This window comes from Pseudomonas sp. GP01-A4 (assembly GCF_058780865.1).
This window is the reverse complement of sequence record NZ_JBYSWF010000105.1, coordinates 1-16,132: the sequence shown is the minus strand read 5'-3', so window position 1 is coordinate 16,132 and position 16,132 is coordinate 1. Positions and strand designations below refer to the sequence as shown.

The following is a 16,132-nucleotide window of genomic DNA, read 5'->3' as shown; positions in this document are numbered from 1 at the left end:
TGGCATGCCCGTTGCAGTCCCAATCCCCAAAGGTCCCCGCACCCAATACGACTGAACCGGAGCACCCATGACCACTGAATTCTTCTGGCGCCTGCCGCTGGGCACCGACGGCCCCCAACTCACCACCGACAAACACAACCGCGGCAACCCCACCTACCGCCCCGGCAACATCGCACCAGGCCGCCTGCCCAACGGCCAACCCGACGACTTCACCTACATCGACTACATCGCTCAGGTCGCCAAAGCCGCCGAACTCGCCGGCTTCGAAGGCGCCCTGCTGCCCACCGGCCCCGAACCATGGATCGTCGCCGCCGCCCTGGCCCGAGAAACCCGGCGCATCAAATTCCTGATCGCCTTCCAGGCCACCTGGACCCTGCCCGCCTACGCCGCCCAACAAGCTGCGATCCTGCAAAACCTCAGCCGTGGCCGCTTGGAGTGGAACATCATCACCGGCGGCAACCCCGCCAGCCAGCGCGCCAACGGTGACTTCCTCGAACACGACCTGCGCTACAAGCGCACCGGCGAATTCCTCGACATCATCCAGGGCCTCTGGGAGCACGAAAAATTCTCCTACAACGGTGATATCTACCAACTGGAAAACGGCGCCCTGCCCCACGGCCTGCACCACGAACGCAAGCCCGGCGTGTACTTCTCCGGTTTCTCCGACGCCGCCCTCGACGTCGCCGCCAAACACGCCGACGTGTACCTGAACTGGGCCGAACCCCTCGACAAGCTCAAGCCACACATCGAGCGCGTGCGCGAACTGGCCGACAAACAAGGCCGCACCGTGCGCTTCGGCCTGCGGGTAGACCTGTTCGCCCGGGAGACCGAGGAGCAAGCCTGGAAAGACCTGCGTCGCCAGTTCGACAAGCTCGAAGGCAAGAGCAGCCAGGTCGCCAAGGGCTTTACCAGCGGCTCGGACTCGGTCGGCGGCGCACGCCAGACCGCGTACCACCAGAACGTCGACCGCTTCGATGACCTGATCATCGGTCCCAACCTGTGGGCCGGTTTCGCCAAAGCCAAACCGGGTCCGACCGTGGGCCTGGTCGGCAGCCACCAGAACATCGCCGAGCGCCTGGTGGAATACCGCGACGCCGGCTTCTCGACCTTCATCCTCGCCGGCAATCCACACCTGGAAGAAGCGTTGCGCATTGGCCAGGAAGTCCTGCCGCTTGTGCACCAACGCCCGGCGATCCAACCTTTGAAAGCCAGCGCCTGAACGCTGTGGGAGAACTCCTGATGACCCAACCTCTCGATACGCTCTGGTACACCCGCTGCCCCGTGCCCACCGGCCTGGGCATTGCAGTGCAAAAAGGCTGGCTGCAAGACACCGTCGGTGCCCTGGGCACCGAGGTGCAGTCGCTGCGCGAGTCCGATGACAAGGCGGTGCGCGAATCGCACTTCGATCACACCCTGCGCAATTCGGTACGCCATGGCGGCAATATCCCGGCGATCTGGGCCCGCGCCCAAGGCCGGGAAACCCGAGTGATCGGGTTGTCGTGGGCAGATGAAGTGCAACTGATCCTGACCCGCCAGGACAGCGGCATCAAAACCGTCAAGGACCTCAAGGGCCGTACTTTCGGCCTGCCGGACTGGGCCGGCGCACAGATCGACTTCACCCGCGCCCAGGCCCTGCGCGGGCTGGAAAACGCGTTGTCACTGGAAGGCCTGAAAGTCGGCGACGTGAAGCTGAAGAACTTCCGCTACGGCGGCACCTTCAGCGATACCCCGGTGCGCAATATCGCCGGTACGCCAGTCACGCAAAAAGTCAGCGAACGCAACCTGGAGCTGATCGGCCTGCTGCGCGGTGAAGTCGATGCGATCTTCCTCAAGGGCGCCCACGCCGCCCAACAGGCTCATGATTTCGGCCTGCACACGGTGATCGACACCGGCTCGCACCCGGACCCGCTGATCCGCAGCAACAACGGCACGCCGCGCACCCTGGCGGTAGACCTGAACCTGCTGGAAAACCACTTCGACGTAGCCACCGGCATTCTTGACTCGGTCCTGCGCGCCGAGCAATGGGCCCACACCCACTCGGAGGAAACCCGGCGCTACCTGGCCCAGGAAACCAACAGCAGTGAGTATTGGGTCACCGCCGCCTACGGCAACGACGCCCACTTGCGCCTGCGCACCGAACTTGATGAACAGGCAATTGCCGCGCTGCAGGACTTCACGCATTTCCTGCACCGCTGGCGCTTTATCCCGAAAAGCTTCGACGTGCGTGAATGGATTGATGCACGGCCGCTGGAAGCACTCTTGAACGGCAAAACCGCGCTGGCAGGCTAACCCCTGTAGGAACCGGCTTGCCGGCGATGACGGCCTTCAATGGGGTATTGACCTTTCGGGCCTCATCGCCGGCAAGCCGGGCTCCTGCAAAGGTTTCCTATTTCATGGATTTGAACGAAGACCCTTATGAGCAAACCACTCGATACTCTCTGGTACACCCACAGCCCGGTTCCCACCGGCCTTGGCATTGCTGTGCAGTCCGGTCGCCTGGCCGAGGCGTTCCTGCCTTTTGGCACCAATATCCAGTCGTTGCGCGAGTCCACGGAACGGGAAGTTCGCGAGGCGCATTACGACCATCACCTGAAAAACTCGGTGCGCCACGGCGGTAATATCCCGGCGATCTGGGCCTACGCCAGTGGCGTGGAAACCCGGGTGCTGGGGCTATCGTGGAGCGATGAGGTGCAGTTGATCCTGACCACCGCCGAGAGCGGTGTGCGCAGCGTGCGCGACTTGAAAAACCGGCGCTTCGGCCTGCCGAAATGGGCCAACGTGCAGATCGACTTCACCCGTGCCCAGGCCCTGCGCGGCCTGGAAAACGCCCTCAAGCTCGAAGGCCTGGAAGTCTCGGACGTAGAGCTGGTGGACTACCCCTACGGCGGCACCTACAGCGACAACCAGGTGCAATACGTCTACGGCTCCCCGGCGAGCCTTGGGGTGAGCCGCTTCAGCCGGCGCAACAACGAACTGATCGGCCTGCTGCGCGGTGATATCGACGCGATCTTCCTCAAGGGTGCCCACGCCGTGCACCTGGCCAACGAGTTCGGCCTGCATGTGGTGGTGGACACCGGTTCGCACCCGGACCCGCTGATCCGCTCCAACAACGGCACGCCACGCACCCTCACGGTGGACATCAACCTGCTGCAGGAGCACTTCGACGCCAGCGTGAAAATCGTCGACACCGTGCTGCGCACCGAGCAATGGGCCTGGGCCAATCCGGACGAGACCCGGCGCTTCCTGGCACAGGAACTCAACACCAGCGAGTACTGGGTAACCGCGGCCTACGGCGAAGATGCCCATCGTCGGCTGCGTACCACGCTCGATTCGCGCTCCATCGAAGCCTTGCAGGATTTCACCGATTTCCTGCATCGCTGGAACTTCATTCCACGGCGCTTCGATGTGCGCGACTGGATTGATTTCAGCGTGCTGGAAAAGGTCATCGGCTCCACCTCCCGCGTGGCTGTTTGACCTCCCCCACGTAGCAGCTGTCGAGCCCCGGCGAGGCTGCGTTTGCGGTGTGTCAGATACACCGTTTACGCAGCCTCGCCGGGGCTCGACAGCTGCTACGGCAACACCTCCCCTGCTGCTCCAGCAGCACCCTCCAAGCAACTTCTGCTGAATCTTCGACAGGCTTTTCAAGCGGCCTTCGGCTGCGCTTCCAATGGTTCGAAAACGCCCTTTTCCTTAATTTTTTAATCGTTATATATCAATAACTTACAAACATGTATCGACCCTGAAATCTGCTTGGCACGATCTCTGCTCTAGCCCCTTCAAGGAAACTTTTCCGGGGGAGATTTCATGCACACACTTAATCCAATCACCAAGGGCCTATGGCTCGCTTTACTGCTGGCAGGCGGCACCGCCAGCGAACCTCTATTGGCCGCCGACGCTGCCGAAAACGACGCCGGCAAAACCGAACCGTCGCTGAAGACCGTGACCGTCACCGCACAACACCGGGAAGAAACCCTGCAAGAGGTTCCGGTCGCGGTGTCGGCGGTACAAGGCACCAGCATCATTGCCGACGGCGTGCGGTCGATGGGCGATATCACCACCTTCATTCCCAACGCCTCGGCGAAAAACCCCGACGGCGACGGGCGCCCGCGCTGGTACATCCGTGGCCTGGGCACCGGCGACACCGGCGCGGCCACTGTGTACCCGGTGGGCATCTACGCCGATGACGTGTACCTGAACGCACCGATTGCCGGTGGCGGCCCGCTGTTTGACCTCGAACGCATCGAGATCCTGCGCGGCCCCCAAGGCACGCTGTATGGCAAGAACACCACGGCCGGCGCGGTGAATATCATCTCGAAGAAACCGACCTTCGACACCGACGGCTATGGCACGATCGGTTTTGGCAGCAAGAACGAACGCATCGTCAATGGCGCCATCGGCGGCACCCTGGTTCCGGAAAAACTCGCGGCGCGGATCTCGCTGTACTCCGAGGAACGCGACGGTTTCCAGAAAAACCTGATCGACGATCACACCTACGGCGACGTCAACAAAAAGGCCGTGCGCCTGCAATTCTTCGCCCAGCTCAACCCGGACCTGGACGCGCTGTGGAAGATCCACAGCCGCGAGTTCAAGGGCGACGGCGCCAACGGTGCGCTGACCCTCGGCCGCTACTACAACGTGGGCTACACCCGCCCCGCCGGGCGCAATATTGCGCTGAACGTGGACGACGACTCCAAGCTCAACCATGACGGTACTTCGCTGACCCTCAACTGGCACCTGGGCGACTACATCCTCACGTCCATCAGCGCCTACGACTACATCCGCGGCCAGTCCAGTGGCGATGCCGACTACACGCCCTACGAGGTCAACGGCACCTCTACCGCCGACAACAAATACACCCAGTACTCCCAGGAAATCCGCCTGGCCTCGCCCCAGCAGGAAACCCTGCGCTGGTTGGCCGGCGCGCACTATTTCCATGAAGACCTGGACAGCAGCGCCGGACGCTTTATCGCCCCGGGCCCGACACCCAATGGCACCGGCTCGAACCAGGTCAACGGCGCGACGGACTTTCGCGACCTCAATTACAACCACACCACCGACAGCTACGCGCTGTTCGGCAACCTGACCTACGACCTCACCGACAACTTCAGCGTGACCGGTGGCCTGCGCTGGACCCAGGAAAAGAAAGACATCGACCTCAACCTCACTCAGTTGACGCGCGCCACCGCCAATGGCCCGCTGATTCCCCTGGGCGGCGTCGGTACCAACGGCAACCGCCAGGAAGACAAGACCTGGGAAGCCTGGACCTATGACCTGACCCCGGAATACCGGATCAACGACAACGTGCGGGTGTTCTTCCGCTATGCCCACGGCTTCCGCTCGGGCGGCTTCAACACCGGGCTGTCCACCAGCCTGTCGCAGCTGACCACGGTGGACCCGGAACAACTCGATGCCTACGAATTCGGCGTGAAGTCCGAGTGGTTCAACCATCGCCTGACGGCCAACGCGAACATCTTCTACTACGACTACTCGGACATTCAGGTCAACCTGCTGACCGTCAACAACGGCGTACTGACCACCGCGCTGACCAACGGCGCCAAGGGCAAGGTCAAGGGCGCCGAGCTGGAACTGGAAGGCCAACCCACCGACTACCTGCACCTGCGGGCGGCGATTTCGTTCCTGGATACCGAATACACCGACTTCAAAAACACCAACCCCAACACCGGTGCGGTCACGGGTGACTACAGCGGCAACAGCTTCGTGCGCTCGCCGCGCAACGTGGTGTCGCTGGGTGGCGACTACACCATCCCGCTGGAAATCGGCGGCAAGCTGGTGGCCGGTGCCGACGTGAGTTTTCGCGACAAGGAATACTTCCTCGCCGACCGCCAGAGCAGCGCCGACAAGGACTTGAGCCAGCCGCACTACACCTTGGCCAACAGCCGCCTGACCTGGTACAGCGCCGACGAAAAACTCAGCGTCACCGGGTTTGTGAACAACCTCACCGACCGCCGCTATCAGGTGCATGGCCGGCCGAACGGCGGGCTGGGGCAGTACGTGATCACTTACGGCGACCCACGCACCGTGGGGCTGAGCGTGACCAGCCGCTTCTAACTTCAGCCGCCGGACACTATTCACCAAACGCCGGAGATCAAATGTGGGAGCTGGCTTGCCTGCGATAGCGGTGGGTCAGCCAACCATTATGTGGCTGTGCCGCCATCATCGCAGGCAAGCCCGCTCCCACAGTTGACCTTCTTTGTTTGAGCCATAGCGCCCGGCCGCCATCGTCAACACGCTTCGAAAGGACCTTTCTATGTTCCAACGTACTCCGTTGGCCGGCGCCATCGCGCTGGTCATGGGCAGCCTTGCCGTGCCTGCTGTAGCCGCCGATGCGCAGCCCACTGCCAAGACCGACAAGCTCGACACCGTGGTGGTACTCGGCACCCGCCGCAGCGACGTCACCGCCCTGCAAAGCGCCGCACCGGTAGATGTGCTGAGCGGCGAGCAATTGCAGCAAACCGGCGCTGCCGACCTGTCCGGCGCACTGACCGCACTGTCGCCGTCCTTCAGCTTCCCGCAGTCGCCCCAGGGTGCATTTGCCGGTTCCATCGCCCAGGGCGCCTCGCTGCGCGGCCTGGCTTCCGACCAGGTGCTGGTATTGGTGGATGGCAAGCGCCGCCACACCAGCGCCAACATCACCCGCCAGAGCCTGGCCAACGGTCGTGGCGCGGCAGCGGTGGACTTGAGCCTGATCCCGTTGAGCGCGATCGACCACGTGGAGATCCTGCGTGACGGCGCCGCCGCTCAATACGGCTCCGATGCGATTGCCGGGGTGATCAACATCGTGCTCAAGCAAAAGGACGACGGCGGCAACGTCGGCTACCGTTTCGGTGGCTACAACAAGGGCGATGGCATGCAGCGCAAGTACAGCGGCTGGAAAGGCTTCGAACTGCCGAATGACGGTTTCCTGACTTTGAGTTTCGATGCCGGCAGCCAGGACCCGGCCAGCGACACCAACCCGGACAACCGAATCTTTTATCGCGGCGACACCAGCGTGAACACGCCGCGCGAGCAGAACAACCGCTATCGCACCTGGAACTGGGGCTCCAACAGTGTCTCCGACCAGTACAACTTCCTGGCCAACGGCGAGATGGGTGTGGGCGAAGGATTGACCGCCTACGGGTTCGCCACCTATTCCCACAAGAACACCGACTCCACCGGTTTTTTTGACCCGCCCACCGCGCTGTACAACAACTACGGCAGCGTTTCCTTGCAGCGTTATCCGGACGGCCGTTTGCCGATCACGCGCTACACCCTGGAAGACTATGCCGCCACCGGTGGCCTGCGGTACGAAAACGAGCAACTGGGCAAGTTCGACCTGGCGCTTAACCACGGCACCAACATCGTCAAGTCCACCGACTACAACGCGATCAACCCCAGTTGGGGCACCAACAGCCCGGCGACGATCTACACCGGCGAGCGCAAGAACGACCAGACCAACGTGACCCTGGATTGGGTGCGGGACTTCCCCACCGACTTGCTGTTCAAGCCGCTGACCGTCTCCGCAGGCCTGGCCTGGCGCCAGGAAAATTACCAGTTGAGCGCAGGCGCGCCGGCCGCCTCGCAGAACGGCCCGCTGTTCAACACCGTTGACCCGGTGACCGGACGCCGGCTCACCGGGTATTACTCGGGTATCACCCCGGTGGATGCCGACTCGCTGCAACGCAAGGTGCTGGGCGCGTATCTGGATGTCGAAGGCCAGGTCACCGAGAAGTTCCAGGCCGGTGTCGCAGTGCGTACCGAGCACTATTCGGACTTTGGCGACACCACCAACGGCAAGCTGTCGCTGCGCTACGACTTCACCCCGCAGATCGCCGCACGGGCCAGCGCCAGCACCGGCTATCGCGCACCGTCCCTGGCGCAGAGCGGCATGTCGTCGTTCAGTGTGCAGGTGGTGGAACAGCCGCCGGGCAGCGGCAACTACGTCGAGGTGCAGCAGCGCACCTTGCGCGCCAACAGCCCGGAAGCCCAGGCCCTGGGCGGCACACAGCTCAAGCCCGAGGAGTCGACCAACTACTCGCTGGGCCTGGTCTGGCAACCGCTGGACAACGCATCGGTGACGGTGGATGCCTACCGCATCAACATCAACAACCGCATTACCCTTTCCGACCAATTGCCGGCCTCGGTGGTCTCGCCGATCTTCGCCGGGACGCCTTACGCCAATATCCAGAGCGCGGCGTTCTACACCAACATCGCCGACACCCGCACCGACGGTATCGAACTGACCGGCAACTACAAACTCGACCTGCAGCAATGGGGCCGGGTGAACTTCAACGCCGGCTATGCGCGTAATCGCACGCAAATCACCGACCTGCGCAACGTCGGCAACATCGCGGGCAACCAGATCATCGGCCGCACCACCCAAGGCCTGATCGAGCACGGCACCCCGGACTACAAGCTGACCCTCAGCGCCAACTGGGCCTATGAAAAGTGGGGAGTCACCGTGGCCCAGCGCCGTTATGGCGAATGGAAAAGCCTCAACGCCGCCAACCCGAACCTCGACCAGACCTTCAGCCCGCAATGGGTCACCGACCTGGACGTGTCCTACAACCTTGGCAAGGGGATCAAGCTTTCAGCCGGTGCGACGAACCTGTTCAACACTCACCCGGACAAGGCTTCCGGCGCGCAGTTGTACGGTGTGCCGATCTACTCGATCACCAGTCCTGAAGGCGCCCAGGGTGCGTTCTACTACACCAGTGTGAGCTACGACTTCTGAGGTAATTGCTGATGGGGTGTTGCTGCAGCAGCACCCCATTGTTGGCCAGGCATCATTCGGGCATTCGGATGTACACCCATCCATTGTGGGAGCTGGCTTGCCTGCGATGACGGTGGATCAGCCAGCCTCAATGTTTACTGGCCACCGTCATCGCAGGCAAGCCAGCTCCCACATTTGGCCTTCATTGTTCTCCCCTGTTGTGTTCACTGGCACATGTCTTGCGATAGCCCCCGGGTACTTCGCTGAAATAAGACCCGCCATGCGCCCTTACCGATTGCTCACTGCCCTGACCTGGCTCATCTCGCCGCTGGCCCTGCTCGCCACCTGGACGCTGGTGGCGCACCTCGGGATCTTCCCGCGCAACCTGCTGGTACCGCCGGCCCAGGTCCTGCAAACCTTTGAAGAACTGCTCGCCAGCGGCGAACTCGCTGAACACCTGGGCAACAGCCTGTCCCGGCTCGGTCTGGGCTTTGGCATCGGCTCGCTGTGCGGCCTGGCCTTCGGGGTGCTGATGGCCCTGTCAAAGAACGTCGAGGTGTATTGCGCCCCGCTGTTCCACACCTTGCGCCAGATCCCCAGCATCGCGCTGATCCCGATGTTCGTGCTGCTGTTCGGCATTGATGAAACCTTCAAGATCATCATCGTCGCCAAGACCGCATTTTTCCCGGTGGCCCTGGCCGCCAGCGAAGGCGTCAAGGGCATTCCCCGCAGCTACTTCGAAGTGGCCGACGTGTACCGCCTGCGCTGGCCGACCTTCGTCTGGCGCATCGCCCTGCCCGCTGCCGCGCCGCCGATCATCACCGGTTTTCGTATCAGCCTGACCCGCGCCTGGGTGGTGCTGGTGGCCACCGAACTGCTGGCGGCCGACAGCGGCCTGGGGCAGATGATCGAGATGGCCCGGCAGATGCTGCGCATCGACGTGGTGATGGTGGGTGTGGTGGTCACCGGGCTGATTGGTTTTGCCCTCGACTTTGGCTTTCGTTCACTGGAACAGCGGCTGTTTCGCTGGCAGACCCGCTAGGAGCCCGGCATGACCCTCTTGAAAAAATCCCGCGGCCTGTTGCTGCCGCTGCTGTTGATCCTCGCCTGGGAATACGCCTCGCGCCAGGACGCGGCCGGCGCCTACGCCTTTGTGCCGCTGTCGGCGATCGGCTCGGCGTTGCTGGAAATGCTCGGTAACGGCGAGTTGCTGGTCAACCTGCTGGCCAGCCTGGCCCGCACCAGTGGCGGCCTGGCCCTGGGCATCCTGTTCGGCGTGGTGCTGGGGGTGCTGATGGCGCTGTCGAGTGTGGCCAACCGTTTGATCGGCCCGCTGTTCCATTCGATTCGCCAGGTGCCGATGCTGGGCTGGATCCCGTTGATTGCCATGTGGTTCGGCAACGGCGAGCTCTCCAAGGTGCTGATCGTCAGCCTCGCGGCGTTCTACCCGATGGTGCTCAACACCTACCAGGGCTTCAGCCATGTGGAGCAGCGTTATCGTGAAGTCGGCCAGGTGCTGGTGCTCAGCCCGGTGCAGCAGTTCGTGCACGTGCTGTTGCCGGCGGCGTTGCCGAGCATCGCCACCGGCGTGTTGCATGCCCTCGCCTTCGCCTGGGTAACGGCGATCGGCAGTGAGCTGTTCCTGTCCTCCGGCGCCGGCCTGGGCAACCTGATGATGAATGCCGAGGCTGGATCGCGCATGGAAGTGATCGTGCTCAGCGTGCTGTGCATCGGCCTGCTGGGCTACCTGATGAACCTGCTGTTTACCCGCCTCAGCCGCCACGTGCTGCGCTGGCGCAATATTCGTTGAAGGCCATGAACATGAACGCAATCGCCCACCACGCCCTCCACACCGCCGTGCAGACCGGCGCCCTGCAGATTCGCGGCCTGAACAAGGCCTATCGGATCGAAGGCAAGCCGCTGCCGGTGTTGCACAACATCAACCTCGACGTGCGGCCAGGGGAGTTTGTCAGCATCGTCGGCGCCAGCGGCTGCGGCAAATCCACCTTGCTGCGCCTGATTGTCGGGCTGGAGGCCGAGTACGAAGGCGATATCCTGCTGGACGGCCAGCGCATCGCCGCGACCAGCCTGGAGCGCGGCATTGTGTTCCAGGATCACCGCCTGTTCCCGTGGATGACCGTCAGCCAGAACATCGCCCTGGCCCTGAAAAACCACAACCTGCCCCAGTCCGAAAAGGATCGGCAAGTGGCCGAACATATCGCTCTGGTCAACCTCACCGGCTTTGAAAACGCCTACCCGCACCAGCTCTCCGGCGGCATGGCGCAACGTGCTGCAATCGCCCGGGCACTGATCAATAAACCCAAGGTACTGTTGCTCGATGAACCACTGGGCGCCCTCGACGCCCTGACCCGTGTGCACCTGCAGCGGGAGCTGCAACGGATCTGGGTGCAACAGCGCTGCACGGTGATCATGGTCACGCATGACATCGAAGAGGCGCTGTACCTGGGTGACCGGGTGATCGTGATGGACGCCCACCCGGGGCGGATCAAGCATGAAATCCGGGTGGACTTGCCACATCCGAGGGAGCGCAGTTCGCCGGTCTTGCAGGGCTACAAGGACCGGTTGCTGGAAGAGCTGATCGGGCACTGAAGACAGTGGGCATGCCGATCTTTACATTTTGTATAGTTATGGATATTTTATCCAGACAGCAAATGCAATGCGCTCGTGCCCGGTTCATTTTCAGAGGTCCTTTCCATGCAACTGTCTTCGTACCATGACGTGATCAAAGCCGCCGAACGCCTGGAAGGCTTCGCCAACCGCACGCCGGTGTTCACCTCGCGCACCCTCGATGCCGAGACCGGCGCCCAGGTGTTCATCAAATGCGAAAACCTGCAACGCACCGGTTCATTCAAGTTTCGCGGTGCGTTCAATGCGCTTTCCCGGTTTGACGAGGCGCAGCGCAAGGCCGGTGTAGTGGCGTTTTCCTCGGGCAATCACGCCCAAGGCATCGCACTGGCCGCCCGTCTGTTGCAGATGCCGGCCACCATCGTAATGCCCACCGACGCCCCGGCTGCCAAGGTCGCCGCCACCCGGGAATACGGCGCGACCGTGGTGTTCTACGACCGTATCACCGAAGACCGCGAGCAGATCGGCCGCACCCTGGCCGAGCAGCACGGCATGACGTTGATCCCCTCCTACGACCACCCGGACGTGCTGGCCGGCCAGGGCACTGCCGCCAAGGAGCTGCTGGAATTCACCGGCCCACTGGATGCCTTGTTTGTCGGCCTGGGCGGTGGCGGCATGCTCTCCGGTACGGCATTGGCCACCCGTGCCTTGTCACCTGATTGCCTGCTGTACGGGGTCGAGCCCGAAGCCGGGAATGACGGCCAGCGCTCCTTCCAGACCGGCAGCATCGTGCACATCGACACGCCCGCGACCATCGCAGACGGCGCCCAGACGCAGCACCTTGGCAATCACACCTTCCCGATCATCCGCGAGAACGTGAATGACATCCTTACGGTCTCGGACGCCGAGTTAGTGGAGTCGATGAGGTTCTTCATGCAACGCATGAAGATGGTCGTGGAGCCCACCGGTTGCCTCGGCCTTGCGGCCTTGCGCAACCTCAAGCAGCAGTTCCGGGGCCAGCGCGTGGGCATCATCGTGACCGGTGGCAACGTCGATATCGAGAAGTACGCGAGCCTGCTAAAGGGCTAAAACCTCCAACAAGAAAATACTGTGGCGAGCGTGCTTGCCACATGGCTTCCTGCTGCCTGCAATTTCTGCCGCCTATAAAAAATGCCCGGGTGTTCCCTGAGCGTTAACAACAAGAGGTGCTTATGAAAAATCGTTACCTGGCCCGGGCCATTGTGATTGCGATCATCCTTGGCGTGCTGGTGGGGGCCGTGCTGCATGCCCAACTGGACACCGACACCGCCAAGACCATCGCGGCTTACTTCAGCATGGTCACCGACGTGTTTTTGCGCCTGATCAAGATGGTCATCGCGCCGCTGGTGCTGGCGACGTTGATCAGTGGCGTGGCGAGCATGGCCGACAGCGGTTCCATCGGCCGTGTCGGGTTGAAGGCGATGACCTGGTTTTTGATTGCGTCCGTGGTATCGCTGCTGATCGGTTTGACATTGGCCAATCTGTTTCAGCCAGGCGCGGGGCTCAACCTGAGTGTGGCGGCCAACGGCAACAGCGGTTTGAACACCGCCAGCTTCAACCTGTCGGGTTTTTTGTCCCATGTATTCCCCCGCAGCATCGTCGAGGCCATGGGCAACAATGAGGTGCTGCAAATCGTGGTGTTTTCGTTGTTCTTCGGCGCAGCGCTGGCGTTCGTCAAGGGCAGCGCCAGGTCGCCGATCCTGCACGTGCTGGAAGAACTGACCCAGGTGATGTTCCGCATCACCGAATACGTGATGGTGATCGCGCCGCTGGCGGTGTTTGCCGCAATTGCCGCCACCATCAGCCTGTACGGGCTGGGGATGGTGGTCAGCTTTGGCAAGTTGATCGCGCAGTTCTACCTGGGCCTGGCGGTGCTGTGGCTGGTGATCAGCGGCGTGGGTTACCTGGCGCTGGGCGCCCGTTTCAAACAGCTGTTGCAGTTGCTGCGCAGCCCGGTTTTGCTGGCGTTCTCCACCGCCAGCAGCGAGGCGGCCTACCCCAAGACCATCGCAGCCCTGGACAGCTTCGGCTCGCCCAAGCGCATCAACAGTTTTGTGCTGCCCCTGGGTTACTCGTTCAACCTCGACGGTTCGATGATGTACCAGGCGTTTATCGTGATGTTCATCGCCCAGGCCTATGGCATCGAGATGAGCTTCGGCCATCAAGTAATGATCCTGCTGACCTTGCTCGTCATCAGCAAAGGCACCGCCGGCGTGGCGCGCGGCTCACTGGTGGTGCTCGCGGCGGGCCTGCCGATGGTCGGCCTGCCGGAAGCCGGTTTGCTGCTGATCCTCGCCGTGGACCCGATCCTCGACATGGGCCGTACCGCCACCAACGTGTTCGGCTGCGGCGTGGCCACGGCGGTGATTGGCCACGGTGCCACCGATGAACAACCTGCTCCCCTTCCCTCCCTTGCTTGAGAACTGCCGATCATGAAGATTCACCACACAGCCACTGCCTCCCAGCCTGCCGGTCACTACTCCCAGGCCGTAAGCCACCAGGGCACGCTGTACATCTCCGGTCAATTGCCGGTGAGCCCTGACGGGCGTCATAACCTCGAGGCTTCGTTTGCCGAACAGGCTCAAGTGGCCCTGGACAATCTGTTGGCGATTTTGAAGGCCGCAGGCGGCTCACCCGCAGACCTGGTGAAAGTCACGGTGTACGTGGTGGGGGTAAAACACTGGCCTGAATTTGATGGCTTGTACGCCGCTGCGCTGGGGGATCACCGCCCGGCCCGCGCGGTGGTGCCGGTGCCGGAACTGCACCACGGCTATCTGATTGAAATCGAAGCCGTGGCGCGCTCGGCATAGGTCATTTGGCGTAGGTGTAGACCGCCGCCCGCGAGACCCCAAGGTGTGAGGCAACCGTTTCCATGGCACGCCGGATGTCCATCACGCCGGCTTCTTTCAGCTCTTGCATCAGCAGGCGCCGGTCGGCGGCCTTGAGGGCTCGTGGGGTGGTCGCCAGGCGTGCGGCGAACTGGTCGATGCGCGCACGAATGGCGTCCGCACCGGACGGGTCGAGAGACTCGGCGGGCCGATCGCCGCTGACCGAGCCGAACTGTTCCAGCATGCCCTGCAAGCCACGGAACAACGAGAGGTCGACGTTCATGCACAAGGCCGCCACGTACTTGCCGGTGGAGTCCTTGATGCCGATGGAAGTGCTCTTGACCTGACGCCCGTCGGCGAACTGGTTCTGGTAGTTGGCGATCACCTGCGGGTACTCGGGATCGGCAATCCGTGCCAGGCCCAGCTCGGTGGCCGGGTCACCCGGCTGGCGCCCGGAGAGGTTGTTGTGGATGGCCATGATTGCGTGCTGCGGGTCGCGCAGGTCGTGCAGCACGACCTCGCAAAACGGGCTGAAGGTCTTGCTCAGGCCTTCGGCAATCTGTTCGAGCTGGCTGATCAAGGCCGCTTGTTCGGGAGTGTGTTTTTTCATTCAGACAACATATCCAGTACTGGATAGACCGTCAATTTACCTTTTGGAGTGTGCACGATGGAAACCCCGACAGCTTTGCTGGATGTGAGCCGGATGCAGCGCAATATCCTGCGTATGCAGCAGCGTGCCGATGACTTGGGTGTGAGCTTGCGGCCCCATGTGAAGACCCATAAATGTGCCGAGGTGGTGGCGGCGCAAATCGCTGCCGGGGCCACGGGGATTACGGTTTCGACGTTGAAGGAGGCCGAGTATTTTTTCGACCTCGGCATTCGGGACGTTCTGTATGCGGTGGCGATGGCGCCGCATAAATTGCCTCAGGCGTTGGCGTTGCGTCTTCAGGGGTGTGCGCTGACGCTGATCACCGACAGCCTTGCCGGGGCCCGGGCGATTGTCGAGTTTGGTGCGCTGCAGGGTGAGGTTTTTGCGGTGCTGATTGAGATTGACTGTGATGGGCACCGGTCCGGGGTGAAGCCTCAGGATCCGCTGTTGCTGGAGATCGCCAGGCTGCTGTATGGCGGCGGGATGCTTGCCGGGGTGTTGACTCATGCCGGGGAAAGTTACGGGCTGGATACGCCTGAGGCGTTGCGGGCGATTGCCGAGCAGGAACGGGCGCGCTGTGTTGCAGCGGCCGAGGTGATTCGGGGGGCGGGGTTGCCTTGCTTGCAGGTGAGTGTGGGTTCGACGCCCACGGCGCTGTCGGCGGTGAGCCTGGAGGGTGTGACTGAGCTGCGGGCTGGGGTTTATGCGTTTTTTGATTTGGTGATGCATAACGTTGGGGTGTGCCGCATTGATGAGCTGGCGTTGAGTGTGCTGACTACGGTGATCGGGCATCAGGTGGAAAAGGGCTGGATCATTACCGACGCGGGGTGGATGGCGATGAGTCGGGATCGTGGGACGCAGTCGCAGAAGCGGGATTTTGGTTATGGGCAGGTGTGTACCGAGGGTGGCGAGGTGATTGAGGGGTTGCTGGTGGGCAGCGCGAATCAGGAGCATGGGGTGGCTTGGTTCGACGGGGTGGCGGTGGATGTGGTTGAGCGGTTTCCGCTGGGGACGCGGCTGAGGGTTTTGCCTAACCATGCGTGTGCTACGGGGGCGCAGTTCGGCAGCTATGGCGCGCTGCTGGAGAATGGTGAGGTGCAGGTTTGGGAGCGGTTGCGGGGGTGGTAGATCGGGGGCATATCCGTTATTTGGGTGATGGCCGATATTGGTTCCGCTCTTACAGCGGCCTGAAAGCCGGCTTGAGTGTTAAAAGCCAAATCAGAAGCTAAAGCGGGCACGGTCCTCTGTAGGAGCTGGCTTGCCGGCGATGGCATCAACTGGGTGTACCTGATGCACCGAGGTGTCTGCATCGCCGGCAAG

General features: G+C 62.3%; 13 protein-coding genes. 12 read left to right on the top strand and 1 reads right to left on the bottom strand.

Annotated elements, in window-relative coordinates:
* Positions 1–67: 67 nt before the first annotated feature.
* The 11 genes from AC3WKX_RS32420 to AC3WKX_RS32370 all read left to right on the top strand — a co-directional run bounded on the left by AC3WKX_RS32420 (position 68) and on the right by AC3WKX_RS32370 (position 14,145).
* Positions 68–1,219: an LLM class flavin-dependent oxidoreductase gene (locus AC3WKX_RS32420; protein WP_102606528.1), complete on the top strand. Its 1,152-nt coding sequence runs from the start codon at positions 68–70 to the stop codon at positions 1,217–1,219.
* A gap of 20 nt (positions 1,220–1,239) precedes the next feature.
* The gene (locus AC3WKX_RS32415) at positions 1,240–2,289 is read left to right on the top strand and encodes an ABC transporter substrate-binding protein (RefSeq protein WP_003212533.1); all 1,050 of its coding nucleotides are present in this window, start codon (positions 1,240–1,242) and stop codon (positions 2,287–2,289) included.
* Between the two features lie 126 nt (positions 2,290–2,415).
* Entirely contained in the window at positions 2,416–3,474 is a 1,059-nt protein-coding gene (locus AC3WKX_RS32410) for an aliphatic sulfonate ABC transporter substrate-binding protein (RefSeq protein WP_003212534.1), read from the top strand.
* A gap of 330 nt (positions 3,475–3,804) precedes the next feature.
* A complete protein-coding gene (locus tag AC3WKX_RS32405; RefSeq protein ID WP_102604896.1) occupies positions 3,805–6,069 on the top strand; it encodes a TonB-dependent receptor in 2,265 nt (754 codons plus the stop codon).
* Positions 6,070–6,268: 199 nt separating this feature from the next.
* Positions 6,269–8,731, top strand: coding sequence for a TonB-dependent receptor plug domain-containing protein (locus tag AC3WKX_RS32400; RefSeq protein ID WP_003212536.1), 2,463 nt, complete (start codon positions 6,269–6,271; stop codon positions 8,729–8,731).
* A 259-nt stretch (positions 8,732–8,990) separates the two neighbouring features.
* Positions 8,991–9,752, top strand: a complete 762-nt coding sequence (locus AC3WKX_RS32395; RefSeq protein ID WP_008430524.1) for an ABC transporter permease — start codon at positions 8,991–8,993, stop codon at positions 9,750–9,752.
* Positions 9,753–9,761: 9 nt separating this feature from the next.
* Positions 9,762–10,520: an ABC transporter permease gene (locus AC3WKX_RS32390; RefSeq protein WP_003212538.1), complete on the top strand. Its 759-nt coding sequence runs from the start codon at positions 9,762–9,764 to the stop codon at positions 10,518–10,520.
* A gap of 11 nt (positions 10,521–10,531) precedes the next feature.
* Entirely contained in the window at positions 10,532–11,320 is a 789-nt protein-coding gene (locus AC3WKX_RS32385; RefSeq protein ID WP_102604924.1) for an ABC transporter ATP-binding protein, read from the top strand.
* A 105-nt stretch (positions 11,321–11,425) separates the two neighbouring features.
* The gene (locus AC3WKX_RS32380; protein WP_003212540.1) at positions 11,426–12,385 is read left to right on the top strand and encodes a threo-3-hydroxy-L-aspartate ammonia-lyase; all 960 of its coding nucleotides are present in this window, start codon (positions 11,426–11,428) and stop codon (positions 12,383–12,385) included.
* A 122-nt stretch (positions 12,386–12,507) separates the two neighbouring features.
* A complete protein-coding gene (locus AC3WKX_RS32375; protein WP_102604897.1) occupies positions 12,508–13,755 on the top strand; it encodes a dicarboxylate/amino acid:cation symporter in 1,248 nt (415 codons plus the stop codon).
* Positions 13,756–13,767: 12 nt separating this feature from the next.
* A complete protein-coding gene (locus AC3WKX_RS32370) occupies positions 13,768–14,145 on the top strand; it encodes a RidA family protein (RefSeq protein ID WP_008430534.1) in 378 nt (125 codons plus the stop codon).
* A 1-nt stretch (position 14,146) separates the two neighbouring features.
* On the opposite strand, the gene AC3WKX_RS32365 is transcribed toward AC3WKX_RS32370, so the two are convergent.
* Positions 14,147–14,773, bottom strand: coding sequence for a helix-turn-helix transcriptional regulator (locus AC3WKX_RS32365; RefSeq protein WP_003212543.1), 627 nt, complete (start codon positions 14,771–14,773; stop codon positions 14,147–14,149).
* A 57-nt stretch (positions 14,774–14,830) separates the two neighbouring features.
* On the opposite strand from AC3WKX_RS32365, the gene AC3WKX_RS32360 reads away from it, so the two are divergent.
* Positions 14,831–15,940, top strand: coding sequence for a DSD1 family PLP-dependent enzyme (locus AC3WKX_RS32360; RefSeq protein ID WP_102604898.1), 1,110 nt, complete (start codon positions 14,831–14,833; stop codon positions 15,938–15,940).
* The last annotated feature ends 192 nt before the right edge of the window (positions 15,941–16,132 follow it).